This window comes from Paenibacillus luteus, from assembly GCF_006542765.1.
GTDB classification, from domain to species: domain Bacteria; phylum Bacillota; class Bacilli; order Paenibacillales; family Paenibacillaceae; genus Pristimantibacillus; species Pristimantibacillus luteus.
Window position 1 is genome coordinate 82242 of sequence record NZ_SKCD01000001.1, and the last position, 13112, is coordinate 95353.

Sequence of the window (13112 nt, forward strand, 5' to 3'; positions counted from 1 at the left end):
CGGAGCAGACCTTCTACTATTTCAGCATTCCTGCCACTCTCTTATTTGCCGCTAATCAGCGCCAAGTTTTCTTGCCATCTTGCCGTACGGAATTCATTGACTTTATCGAAGCCAAGGCCCGTCGTCGTTTTCTTCGCTTCCTCGATCAGGCTAAGCACTTCGGCGTCGCTCTTTGCGAACAGGATTTTGCCGAAATACTCATCAGCCGTTTCTTTCACTTGCTGGTTAATAATCCCTTCGTCCGTCTCGGGAGCCGGATCGATATTGTTGTACTGCGTCATGTTTTGCGAAGTTTTCCAAGCGATGTTGAGCTGTGCCAAGGCACCCCAGTTGCGCTGGTCCTCTGGCAGCGTTTGCTCGATCTTCTGCTTGCTCTTATCGACGAACGTAGCATTGCCAGACCAAACATATGCCTCCAGCTTGTCCTTGTCCTTCTCTTCTTGCGATGTGCTGAACCATTTGTCATTCGGGATTGGCGCGCCATCTGCGTCGAAATCATCCCAGTACAAGCCCTGCGGCCCAAAGAACATGACCCGTGTGCCTTCTTCTCCTGTCATCCAATCCAAATAAGCGAAGATCGCTTCCGGATTTTTGGCACTGGTCGTAATGACGTTCACGTTCCAGCCCAGCGCATTGTAGCCGTTCGGATACACCTTGTTTTTGTCCAAGCCCGACTTCGCGATTGGCCAAATAAATTCATAGCCCGCAGTTGGATCTTGGGCTTTTAGCGCATTATGGCCTTCACGCCCCATATTCGTAGCGTTGCCGCCTACAAACACAGCCACTCGGCCGGTCGCCAGCTTCTCCTTCACTTGGTCATCCTTTTGCGTCATCGCATCCTGTGTCATCAAGCCTTCTCTAAACAGCTTGCTGGCATACAGCATCGTTTCTTTCCAAGCCTCGTTATTGTAAATGGTATCGAATTGATCGCCGTTCGGATAAGCCTTCATCGAGTGGAATGCACCCGCTGCTCCTTCTTGGAAGCTAGGGAACATAACCTCGACACCTGAACCGTTGCCGCCGACCTCTAGCGGCACTACGTCAGGATATTTCGATTTTACCTGCTGCAAGTAGGCATACAGGTCATCCGTCGTTTCAAGCTTCGGCGAGCCTAGCTCCGCATACATCTTCTTGTTCACGAACCAGCCGCCGTTGCCTGTAGGCTCTGCCGTATACCAGTTCGGAAATTGATAGATTTTGCCGTCACTGGAGCGCAGCATGTTCAGCGTCTCTTCGCCCGCCCATTTTTTCAAATTGGGATACTTGTCGATATATTCATCCAGTGGAAGGAGCGCTCCGGCAGATCTGAGCCGTTCAACCTCAGGTCCGCGGTCCATCATAATCGCGTCAGGAAGCTCCTTGGATGCAATCATCGTGCTCAGCTTTTGGGCTGCTGCACCGCCGGATTGAATCGGATTGACCGTTACCTTCAGGTTATCCTGCACCCATTTGCTGTTCGGGCTCACGCCCCACGGCTCGGTAGTCCACCAGTCATAATGCACATAATACGAGAAGGATACCGGTGTTTCCCCCAACACAAAACCATTGCTCTCATTCGTTTTATTTGAGCCTGAATTCGCCGGATCGCTTGGATTTCCGGCTTTACCGCCGTTATCTCCCGAGCAGCCCGCAAGCAGAACGGAACCAGCAAGACCGACGGTCATCAGCGTGGTTAGCAACTTTCTTCCTTTCATAGTCGTACGCCTCCCATTTTTTAATCTTTATACTCAAACCTTTAGCCGCAGCCTTCCGGTCGAATACCGATGCTACTCCTTCAAGGAGCCAATCAATACGCCTTTCACGAAAAAGCGCTGCACGAACGGATACACCAGCACAATCGGAATGGTAGCCACCATCATAGTGGCCATCGTGAGCGATTTGCTCGTCACGCTTTGCATTCGGCTGAGCGCATCCGTAGCCGCTCCGCTGCCTTGCGATGCAATCGACAGCTGCTCGCTCATCGTGTTCGAGTTCATAATTTGCTGGAGCAGCGTTTGAATCGGGTACAGCTTCGCGTCGTTAATGAAAATTGTCGCCGTGAACCAATCATTCCAATGGTAAACCGCCGTAAATAAAGAGAGCGTGGCCAGCACCGGGCCTGACAAAGGAAACACGATTTTAAAGAAAATGCCAAACGTGCTAGCCCCGTCAATCTTGGCCGATTCCTCCAGCCCGTCCGGCAAGCCCATGAAGAAGGTACGGAAGATGATCATATTCCATACGCTCACGGCCGTCGGAATAACCATGACCCAGAACGTATCCATTAAGCCAAGCTCGCGGTTGAGCAGGTAGAACGGAATTAGCCCCCCGCTGAAATACATGGTGATGATGGCAAAAATCATATAAAATTTCTTCCCGATTACTCCCTTGACGGACAAGCCGTAAGCAAAGATTGCAGTAAAGAAAATCGATATCACGGTACCTGCTGCGGTACGAAGCAGCGAAATGGCAAACGCATCGATAATCCGGTCGTTTTGGAACACTATTTTGTAATTATCGAGCGTAAAAGCCCTTGGCCAAAAGGTGATCCCGCCCTTCGCCGTATCCAGCCCCAAATTAAAGGAGATGACGGCCGAATTCCAGAACGGATACAGCGTCGCCAGCCCTAATAGCACCAGAAAAAAATATATAAAGGTTTGCAATGTTTTATCGCCGCTGCTCAGCTTCACTCGGCATCACCACTTTTCAGAATATTGGCAGGCTCGGTCCGCATTACCATAGGCTTGTACCCGCTCTTCTGGCTAAAAAATTCGCCATGGTCAGCAGCCCTACGCTAATGACTGCCTTGAACAAACCGACAGCAGCCGCATACGAGAAGCGGTTATTGATAATCCCGATTCGGTAAGCATAGGTATCGATGACCTCTGCCACATCGCGAAGCATTGCGCTTCTGCCAAGCAGGAGCAAATCATCGAAGCCCGCATTCAACAAGCTGCCGATGTTCAGAATGAGGAAAATAATAATGACCGGCGTTATGGATGGAAGCGTTATCAGAAAAATCTGTTTGAATTTGCTTGCTCCGTCAATCGAAGCCGCTTCATATAAGCTTGGATTCACGCCGGCGATAGCCGCCAAATATACGATTGTAGCAAAGCCGATTTCCTTCCACAGGTTCGTCGTCACGATAATGCCCCAGAAATATTCGGGCAGCGACAGGAAGTTAATCGGTTTATCGATAAGTCCGAGCGCCTGAAGGGAAATGTTCAAGCTCCCGTTGTCCACGGACAAGATCGAGATCGTAAAGCCCGACACGATAACCCACGACAAGAAATGGGGCAGGTAGCTGATCGTTTGAATGATCTTTTTGAACGCCAGGTTTCTGACTTCATTCAACATCAGCGCAAGCAGGATCGGCGCAGGGAAGTTAATGACCAGCTTCAATAAGCTGATGACAATGGTGTTGCGGATGACGCGGAAGAAGTCGGGCGAGTTGAAAAACATTTCAAAATGCTTAAACCCCGCCCATGTGCTGCCGAAAAAACCTTTAAACAAGCTGTAATCCTGAAAGGCCATAAGCACGCCATACATAGGGATATAATTAAAAATAAAAATAAAGATTAAAGCAGGAAAAATCATCAGCTGCACCTGCCACTGCGCCAAAAACCGCCGCCAAAGCGGTTTTTGCCTGCGCGGGACGCTAACCGCCGTATTCGCCGTCACTGGTGTTTGCACGCTACCCTCGCCTCTCTCTCCATATTTGCCTGGCTTAACCCTTCACTGCACCTGCCGTAATGCCGCGCGACATTTGCTCTGTAAACAGCAGGTAAATAATAACGGTCGGCAACGCAATGATTGTCATAACCGCGAACTGAGCGCCATAGTTGGAGGAATATTGCCCTGTGAACTTCATAATAGAAAACGGCAATGTCTTGAAGGTCTCGGAGGTCAGGAACGTATTGGCCATAATAAATTCATTCCACCAGCTAATAAAGTTCATAATGCAGACCGTTGCAATCGCAGGCTTCGTAATTGGCATAATAATGCGGAAGATGACGCCAAAGACGGAGCAGCCATCCATGACTGCCGACTCCTCAATGCTTCTTGGAATCGTCTCGAGAAAGCCTGAAATGATAAGCAGGCTGATCGGCAGGGAAAAAGCAATATACGGTAAAATAAGCGACAACGGATTGTCGATCAGATTCAGCTTATCGAACAAAATAAAGTTCGGCAGCAGCGTCGCGTGGATCGGAACGATCATCCCCAGCATGATGAAGGCCATTGCCGGCCCGCGCAGCTTCCACTCCATTCGCGTGAACGCATAGCTCAGCATGAGCGCCAGGAAAGCGGCGACTAAAATCGTCACGGTCGTAATGAATAAGCTATTCAGCAGGAAGCGCGGAACGCTCCCGTATGTGAATGCATTCACATAGTTATTCCATTCAAACGATTTAGGCCATTTCAAAATGCCGCTGCCAAAAAAATCGCCGCTCTTCAGAAAGGAATAATTAATGAGCCAGATGAGCGGAAAAATTTGCAGCAGCGCCACTCCCCACAAAATAAGATGGAGAACGGTCTTTAACGCGGGCGATGCGGCATCCTTCTTTTTCTTGCTGCCCGCCGTTTGCTGGTTAGTCTGGGCTGTGATGGCTCCCACAAGCATGCCTCCTATCAAAATCGTATAGCCTATCGTGTCGGTGCTAGAATTCGCCTACTTCCTTTTTGAATGCCTTGTTCATCGCCAGCGTAATGATCAAGCAGATGATTACGAATACGACGGAGATTGCGTTGCCGTAGCCGTACAGCGAGGAAGAAAACGCTGTTTTGTACAAGTAGTTGCCAATGAATTGCGTCGTGTTGGCCGGTCCGCCGTTCGTCATGAGAAATACAGTCTCCATCTGCTTAAGGCAGGCGGTAACGGCAATGACTACCGCCACTCGTACCATGGGCGATAGCAGCGGAATAATGACCCGCGTATACAGGTTCACGCGTCCGGCACCGTCAAGCTCGGCCGCTTCGAACAGATCCTTAGGTATGCCTTGAAGCCCGGCATAATACAGAAGCAGCGCATATCCAAAGCCCTGCCACATCACAACGACAATGACACACCAGATGGCGATTTGCGGATCGCCGAGCCAATCCTGCTTCCATGTGCCGAGGCCTACGCCCTCCAGCAATTTATTCAACATCCCGAAATTCGGATGAAATACGCTTACCCACATTTTCGAAGTAACGACGATAGAAATAACAGCTGGTATAAAGAAGATGGCCCGGAACCATTTTTCAAACTTGCCTGCATGGGTGACGAATATCGCAAACAGCAGCGCGAGCGGATGCTGAATAAGCAGCGTCGCTGCGAGCAGCAGCAGAGCATTAAGCAATGAGCGCCAAAAAACGCCATCATGAAATAAAATCTTCGTATAATTATCGACTCCAACGAACTCGTATGCGCCAATTCCGGTCCAATTCGTCGTGCCGTAGTAACCACTCATGATAATCGGAAAGCAAACCATGAAGAGAAACAGCAGAAAGCCAGGTGCGACTAGCCAGAAAATGGTGATCCGATTGCTCATCAGTTTGTGCATGGTTCTCCCCGCTCTCTCTTTGCCAGCAAAGGCAGGCAGCCGAACCCAGGTTCGTCTGCCGCACATTTGACAGGTTCATCTTTGTTTATTTCAGTACAGCAACCGCTGCATCCATTTCCGTTAAAAATTGCTCTGGCGTAATTTGCTTGCCGAACAGCTTCTGGTGCGCTTCCATCACTTTGGTCTTGAATTCATCCGTGCCATTATCATGGACCGGCGTGCCGCTTGAAGAAGTCATGGCGCTAAAGATATCGACCAGCTGCTTTTGCAGCGCGGTCTCGTTGCCTGTCAGGAATTGATCAAATTTTTGGGCCGGCGTGCCGGAACCGGTCTCCCATACCTGCTTCGTCCAGTTCTCTGGCGCGAAGAAATATTTCAGGAATGCTACTGCTGCTTCCGTGTTCTTGGAAGTTTTGGATACCGAGTATCCGCCGCCATACCATGCCGCTACATCGGTCGCTTTTCCTTTATCCGATGCAGGGTAGGAGATCGCGCCTACATTGTTGCGGAACTCTTCAGGGAAGTTCTCGTCCGTTGCAAGCCCTGCTTCCCAGTTGCCCATCACGTACATCGCTGCTTGGCCTTGGCCGAACAGATTGCGGGATGTGCCGTAATCTGCTGTCAGGAAGCCGTCAGCCAAACCTTTATTTTCAGCTAGGGCAGCAATATCCTGCGCCGCTGCAAGGAAGTCGGCATCGCCGGAGAACTTGCCTTCTCCTTTCAGCACGGCATCCATTTTGTTGAAATCGCCTGTGTGGCGCTGCGATGCATATTCGAACCAGATCGGAAGCGACCAGCCTTCCATCGCGTTTGTCGCAATGGGGTTGATGCCTTTTGCTCTCAGCTGCTTCGACACCTCTAGCAATTCTGCCGTCGTTGTCGGCACGCTTAGGCCATTGTCGTCAAACAGCTTCTTGTTGTAGTAGATCACGAGGAAATCGGTACCGCGCGGCAATCCGTACAGCTTGCCGTCTTGGGAGAAGCCATCCTTCGCCCCTGGCACGAAGTTGCTGCTAGCGAATTCCGATTCGTTCAGCTCAAGCAGCATGTTGTTGTCAATAAGAGGTTTGATGAAGGAGGTCTGTCCCCAAGCCTGAATAATATCGGGCAATGCATCCGTTGAGGCGTATACTTTGATCTTCGCTTTGTAAGGCTCATCCTGAAGCGCTTCGACTTCAATTTTCACGTTCGGATTTTCAGCCATATAGCTGTCGATGATCGCTTGCTCGATTTTGCCTGCTCCGTTCGAGCGGTCAGCAAGCGCCGTGAAAAACTTAAGCGTAACCGGATCGGCTTTCTTGCCCTCGTCTGGCGCAGCCGTCTCCTTCGTCTCATTCGTCGGGCTTGGCGAAGCCCCCTTGTTTCCGTTTGTTCCGTTGTTGCCAGAGCTGCATGCTGCCACCGAAAATACCATCAGCATGGCTACGAGCGTGATCCATATTTTTCTCATCGCTACCCCACCTTTATTTATTTGACCAGGCGTTTCCTGTTCTGCCCCCATTATAACTTGGAATCCACGCGCCAAAATATGACCCATAATTTAGAATAGATGCCTCATTTTTTGGATCATAGGCAAAAAGCCCCTGCCCCGATTTAATTCTTGGTATACTGAAATCACAAATTCAACTGGCTAAAGGTGAATAGGATGAGAGCAATTTTTCCACCATTTCGACATATTACCTTGCAGCGCAAACTGCTTACCTTAGTCATCCCGCTTCTGATCGTAACGGTAGGCATTACCGGACTGTATTCCTATTACATCGCCTCGGGCGAGGTGGTCGATAAGCTTCGCCAATCCCAGATGAACATGGCGATCAAGACGAAGGACCAGCTGGACTATTTTGCCAAGAGCACGCTCAGCTTCGCCAATTATTTGTTCTTGAACCCGACCGTGCAAGGCATGCTGATGAACGGGGATACGCCGCAGCAGCGCGATCAAGTATACAAGAATCTGCTGCCGCTGATGGTGACGAACGAAACGATTCAATCGCTCATCCTTTACCCAACCTCCAGCGAGGAAAACTCGGGAGCGCCGTTTGCCATCACGCAGACAGGTATTGCAAGCGCTATCAGTTTGGATGGCTTTGCCAAGACCCGTTATTATGAGAGGCTGGCGAAATCGCCTTCCGGGCAAATATGGGATATGTTCTATCCATCGGATTACATTTTACCGGGCGACTACCACCACAAGATCGTCCTGATCAAGCCTTACAAAAACTTTTACAATTACGCGCGCACTGGACTGCTCATTATCGGAATGGATTCGGATAAGCTGAGCAAAACCTTATACCACGACAACGAGGATGCCGCCCAATTCATCATGAACGATCAAGGCATTGTGCTTGCAGCTACGGACATCAAGTGGATCGGCAAGCCGGTAACCGTGCTTCCGATGTTCAATGAGACGGATACGGAAACGATTCATCCCGAACGTGGCCTGGCGATGCTGAAGAGCAACGAGCAATACATCGTGTCCGATTCCGTATCTGACATTACCGGCTGGCATACGGTCGTCATCCAGGACCGCAGCAAGCTGGTGCTTGAGCTCAAGCATATCGGATCGGTCACCTTCTCGATCATGGCCGTCGTTACTCTAGTGACGATTGCCCTCTCCTGGGTCATCGCCCGCATCGTCACCAATCCGATGAAGAAGCTCATGCTGTCCATGAAGGCGCTCCAGACCGGCGATTTCTCGCAGCGGGTACATTTTAACGGTAATGATGAGATCGGCCGGCTCGGACACCTTTACAATACGATGGTCGGGCGGATTAAGACATTGATCGACGATGTGTATGCCTCGCGGCTGAAGGAAAAGGAAGCCGAGCTTAAAGCGCTGCAATCGCAAATCAATCCGCATTTTCTATATAACACCTTGAATATGATCAACTGGACGGCCATGCAGAAAGGCGACAACGAAATATCCGAAATGGTCGTGTCCCTCTCCCAGGTGTTCCGGCTGAGCCTCAACAGCGGCAACGACTTTGTCGAATTGGAGCATGAGATGGAGCTGGTACGGAACTATTTATTTTTGCAGAAAAAAAGGTTTACTACCCGGTTTAATTTCGAGATAGATATGGAGCCGTCCATTCAGCATTTCCGCATGCCGAAGCTGCTGCTGCAGCCGCTGGTCGAGAATGCTATCGTTCATGCCATCGAGCCCTCCGGCGGCAACGGCCACATCCATGTCCGGGCTTACACCGAGGACACACACATTGTGCTTGAGGTTGCAGATAATGGGCCCGGCATGCCCGCAGCGCAAGTTCAACGCTTGAATAGGGCTCCCGAGCAGGAGCCGATGAAAGCCTTGCAGATGAATGCCCCCCACTCGGGGATGGCGTTATCCAATATTAAGGAAAGGCTTGCCTTATTTTACGAGCAGGCGGAATTTGAGATCGTAAGCCGGGAAGGCTTAGGTACAAGAGTGCAACTGCGAATCAAACAAAGGGGCGATGGGCATGGCGCTAAAAATGATCGTAGCGGAGGATGAGCAATCCTTCCGTGAAGGCATACTTACGTTAGTGGATTGGAAGCTATACGGCATTGAAATTGCGGGGGAAGCGGAAAATGGCAGGCAGGCACTGGAAATGATTATAAATGATCCGCCGGATCTGCTTCTCACCGACATCCGCATGCCTCATCTGAACGGTCTGGACCTGATCCGCGAGGCCAAAGCCGCCGGGCTTGAATTTCGCTCGGTGCTGCTCACAGGCTATAACGAGTTCGAATACGCCAAGGAAGCAATCAAGCTCGGCGTATCGGATTATCTCTTAAAGCCATGCATGCCGCATGACATCGTGCGGGTAATTTTGGAGCTCAAGCAAAAAATCGAGGACTCGGAAAACGAGGATAAGGCGTTGTCCGATCTTAACCGCAGCTGGAACCGCAACATTCACTTGCTCAAAAACCAAATTTTATCCCAGTGGATTCAGCAGCCGTTAATGCCGCTCGAGAACCGTCAAAGCGTCCTGCGGGAAGTAGGTATGGGGCTTCTGCCAGGACCGGTCCAGGTTGGCATTATCCGAATCGATTCCAGCAACGGCCCTAATGCCGCTGCTTCGAAAAGGGATCTCGAGCTCATTCGTTACGCCCTGCTGAACATTACCGACGAGACGCTCCAGCCGCTGTACGGCGGAAATCTGGAGGTGTTCCGGCATGGGGGCGAGATGCTTTGGATCGGCAATTATCCGGACCATATGACGCATGAAGCGGTAGAAGGCGCTATGAAGAAGCTGCAGCTTAACCTCGAGGCTTATCTCAAGCTTTCGATCAGCATCTCCATCAGCTCCGCCCAGCGCTCAGTTGATACGGCCCATATCGGCTATCAGGAAGCAATTGAAGCGATGGAAGCCCGCTTCTATCAGGGCCGGGGCGGCATTTTCTTCTACGCCGGCCAAGGCAAGCCGCAGGCTGCGAAGAGCTCCATCCTCGAGGACCCCTTCCTGCAGCGCATTGAGAAAGAACTGCTCATCGCTCTGCAAAACGAGCAGTATGAACTAGCTGTCGATGCGATCGAAGCCAGCATGTCGCATATCCGCAACAACTCCGGCTATTCCAAAGCGGAGGTGCACCTGCGCTCCACAAGCCTGATTCTGGAGCTGCAAAAGTTCGCTCGGGAACGGAAGGTTGCCTCCATTGAATGGCAGGACAGCTTCGTGAACTGGATCGAACAAATTCCGAATATGGAGACGCTTGATGATTGCTCTGTCGTCCTCCAAAAAATTGTCCAGAGCATCGTGGAGGCGGTATCCAACCAAAAATCACTGCATCGCACCGTTTCCGCTACGATTGAGCTTATTAAGCAGCGGTACAATACGAATCTTACGCTTGAGCTTGCCGCCAAGGAAACCTTTGTCAGCAATTCCTATCTCAGCTCGCTGTTCAAACAGGAGCTCGGCGTCAATTTCCTCGATTACCTGCATCAGTACCGAGTGGAGCGCTCGAAGGAGCTGCTCCGGCAAAGCTACAAGATCTATGCCGTCTCCAAGCTGGTAGGCTACCAGGAAGAGCGCCATTTCAGCTCTACCTTCAAGAAATGGACGGGGCTGACGCCACGGCAATACCAGAAAAACTATAATGCAGAATAAATGCTTATGCGCAAGTCATAGAGCTGCCTTCAAGGTTAACCGCCTTGAAGGCAGCTTTTTTAATGCTGCTCCTGCCTATTCGCAAACGCTATTCGGCTAGCCATTTTATTGAAATTTTTTCCACCATTCCGTTCACGAAATGAATTCGCCAACCGATATATAGTTTAGGTAAATAGACCTAGCAGTTCTTTTCCTCCAAACCCTTGTAGGAAGCTCTTTCTGCTGCTCTCATGGGCTGCGTCCATGAACATCCAAGAGGAGGTAGTATTGTGCAGCTTAGCTTTAAAGCTAAACTAATGACCATCATGGGCATCTTCAGCATTTTACTGACGCTCAGCGTGTCCCTGGTGAATCAAAACCGCTTAAAAACCAATCTAATCGCAAGTTACGAGAGAGAGTCCGCTTTAGTGGAGGATACCGTTGTCGCCGCCGTCTCCGCTGCTGACAAAGCCTTTCAGCTCTCGGATCAAGACATCGAAAATAAAATGAAGGGCCATTCCGATAAATTGCTGCAAAAATATAGAGAACAGGCTGATGTATCTTCCTGGGACTACCAAGCGCTCAAAGAACAATTGAACGGTATGGATATCTACGTTATTGATCGCTCTCTAACCGTTCGATTCAGCAGCTTCCCACTAGACGTCGGACTGAACTTCAATGAAGATAGCGGCACACTCCCCTCTTTCTCGCGCCTGCTGGAAGAGCGATTAAACGGCAACCGTTTCACCGCTGATGGAATCGATCAGGAATCAAATACGGGCAGACTTCGCAAATATAGCTACATACCAACGCCCGATCACAAATACTTAATTGAACTGGGACTCTATTTGGACAGTAATCCCGTATTTCAAAGCTTTAATTTCCTTGAAATCAGTGACAGCCTCATCCAAAAATACAGCTATATTAACGATATCACCATATTTACGACAACGGGAAAATCAATTGGAAAAACCGGAGAGGACACGAGATCGCTCCTTGTATCGCATAGCAATCTCGCTACGTTTAACAAAGCGCTGATAGAGTCATCGGTTCAGGAAATTCAGGGCGAGCGAGATGGATTTCCTGTCACCTACCGGTATGTCCCGTACACGGTTCAGTTCGACAATGAGGTGACTCGCTTTACAGATCAGCGGATGATTGAGATTGTTTTTAACCATTCAGAATTACAAAGCAAACTGAAGCAAAATAACCAAGTTTTCCTGCTTCAACTATTAGCTACCATTGCCATTGCTCTCATTATTTCTTATATCATTTCCAAGCTGGTAGCCAGACCACTCTATTTGGCTTCTCATGATTTACTTACCGGCCTCTCCAACCGCGCCGCTTTTGAAAGCGCCCTTAGCACAACCATTGAAAAAAATAAGAAGAAAAAGAAAATAACAGCGCTGCTGCATATCGACCTGGACAATTTTAAAAGGGTAAACGATACGCTGGGGCACGATGCGGGGGATTCCTTTCTTATTGAAATTGGCAAACGGATTCGTTCTGCCGTGACGAACCCCGAGCATGTGACCGCCCGCCTCGGCGGCGATGAATTCGTCGTTATTCTTAATCATATCGACAATGAACAAGGTGCAATGGATGCGGCCAAGCATATCATTCATGAGCTCAAGCGTCCCATTGTAATCAAAGGCGTGAACGTCATCCATGATTTGAGCACAACCGTCTCCATCGGAATCGGGATTGCACCTCTACACGCCCAAGATTCCGAGGAACTGTATACATGCGCCGATAAGGCTCTTTATCATGCCAAGCGCAGCGGCAAAAACACCTTCAGCGTATATGAAGCAAGCATGCAGGAGGCAGCTTCCCTCTAAAACCATACAGTTGCAGTTTGCTCCCCAATTGTGCTAGAAAGCGAGCCGTTGCTATCCATGGACGTGACCTACTTTCTGTTCTCGGAAAGCACTGATTCGTGGAGGCCATTCCGTTCCTATGCATAAAAAAGGGATGGAATCGCTTTAATGGTGTCATAACCAAATATTTGCAACATTACTTGGCATGGTCTCGTTTAATAGACAGCAAGGAATATGAGAATACCTCATCGAATCAGAAAATTAATATAAAAGGGGACTAGATATGATTGCTTGGCTTAATCTTGGTAGCCTCGTGCTTGGAGCAACCGCATGGATTCTTCCAGCTATTAATATAGCTAGATATGATAAGCGTTCTAAAAAATGGGTTACTCTTTCTATTGTGAGCATTAGCGCTTGTTCTATTTCGTTGTTTTTCCAAATTTGTAGTTTCTATGAACGTATAAAGGCTGAGGATTGGACTGCTCTTATGGATACAGTAAGTGTTATCGCATCAGTCCCAGCAATTCTGCTCATCGGCACAATTATATTAAATGTAATTACAATGTATATTTATCGTGGCAGGACTGCATAATAGGAAGTCAATTTTAGTCATTAATTAAAAAGGATTGTAATGCGGTGTACGCTTCGCGATTAGTTTATTATCCCGTATTGCAGAAATAAAAAACGCAGCCCTGCGAATGCACCAGGGC

Annotated in this window: 10 protein-coding genes; 4 read left to right on the forward strand and 6 right to left on the reverse strand. The window is 49.4% G+C overall.

The window, feature by feature from the left end; genetic code table 11:
• Positions 1-41: 41 nt before the first annotated feature.
• The 6 genes from E0496_RS00335 to E0496_RS00360 all read right to left on the reverse strand — a co-directional run bounded on the left by E0496_RS00335 (position 42) and on the right by E0496_RS00360 (position 6972).
• Positions 42-1694, reverse strand: a complete 1653-nt coding sequence (locus E0496_RS00335; protein WP_141499651.1) for an extracellular solute-binding protein — start codon at positions 1692-1694, stop codon at positions 42-44.
• Between the two features lie 72 nt (positions 1695-1766).
• Positions 1767-2669 carry a carbohydrate ABC transporter permease gene (locus E0496_RS00340; RefSeq protein ID WP_141499652.1) on the reverse strand — a complete coding sequence of 301 codons (903 nt, stop codon included), beginning with the start codon at positions 2667-2669 and terminating at the stop codon, positions 1767-1769.
• 43 nt (positions 2670-2712) lie between these two features.
• A complete protein-coding gene (locus E0496_RS00345) occupies positions 2713-3576 on the reverse strand; it encodes an ABC transporter permease (RefSeq protein ID WP_141499750.1) in 864 nt (287 codons plus the stop codon).
• Positions 3577-3706: 130 nt separating this feature from the next.
• Entirely contained in the window at positions 3707-4594 is an 888-nt protein-coding gene (locus tag E0496_RS00350; protein ID WP_241674466.1) for a carbohydrate ABC transporter permease, read from the reverse strand.
• 43 nt (positions 4595-4637) lie between these two features.
• Complete coding sequence (locus E0496_RS00355; protein ID WP_141499751.1) at positions 4638-5522, reverse strand: carbohydrate ABC transporter permease; 885 nt, start codon at positions 5520-5522, stop codon at positions 4638-4640.
• Between the two features lie 85 nt (positions 5523-5607).
• The gene (locus tag E0496_RS00360; RefSeq protein ID WP_161601266.1) at positions 5608-6972 is read right to left on the reverse strand and encodes an ABC transporter substrate-binding protein; all 1365 of its coding nucleotides are present in this window, start codon (positions 6970-6972) and stop codon (positions 5608-5610) included.
• Positions 6973-7167: 195 nt separating this feature from the next.
• Between E0496_RS00360 and E0496_RS00365 the strand changes: the two genes are divergently transcribed.
• The 4 genes from E0496_RS00365 to E0496_RS00385 all read left to right on the forward strand — a co-directional run bounded on the left by E0496_RS00365 (position 7168) and on the right by E0496_RS00385 (position 12994).
• A complete protein-coding gene (locus tag E0496_RS00365) occupies positions 7168-9009 on the forward strand; it encodes a sensor histidine kinase (RefSeq protein WP_141499655.1) in 1842 nt (613 codons plus the stop codon).
• The gene (locus tag E0496_RS00370; protein WP_161601267.1) at positions 8978-10606 is read left to right on the forward strand and encodes a response regulator transcription factor; all 1629 of its coding nucleotides are present in this window, start codon (positions 8978-8980) and stop codon (positions 10604-10606) included. The genes E0496_RS00365 and E0496_RS00370 overlap by 32 nt, the downstream gene beginning before the upstream one ends.
• A gap of 269 nt (positions 10607-10875) precedes the next feature.
• Positions 10876-12423, forward strand: coding sequence for a GGDEF domain-containing protein (locus tag E0496_RS00375; RefSeq protein WP_141499657.1), 1548 nt, complete (start codon positions 10876-10878; stop codon positions 12421-12423).
• Positions 12424-12685: 262 nt separating this feature from the next.
• Positions 12686-12994 (forward strand): hypothetical protein, encoded by a 309-nt coding sequence (locus E0496_RS00385; RefSeq protein ID WP_141499658.1) that lies wholly within the window; start codon positions 12686-12688, stop codon positions 12992-12994.
• The last annotated feature ends 118 nt before the right edge of the window (positions 12995-13112 follow it).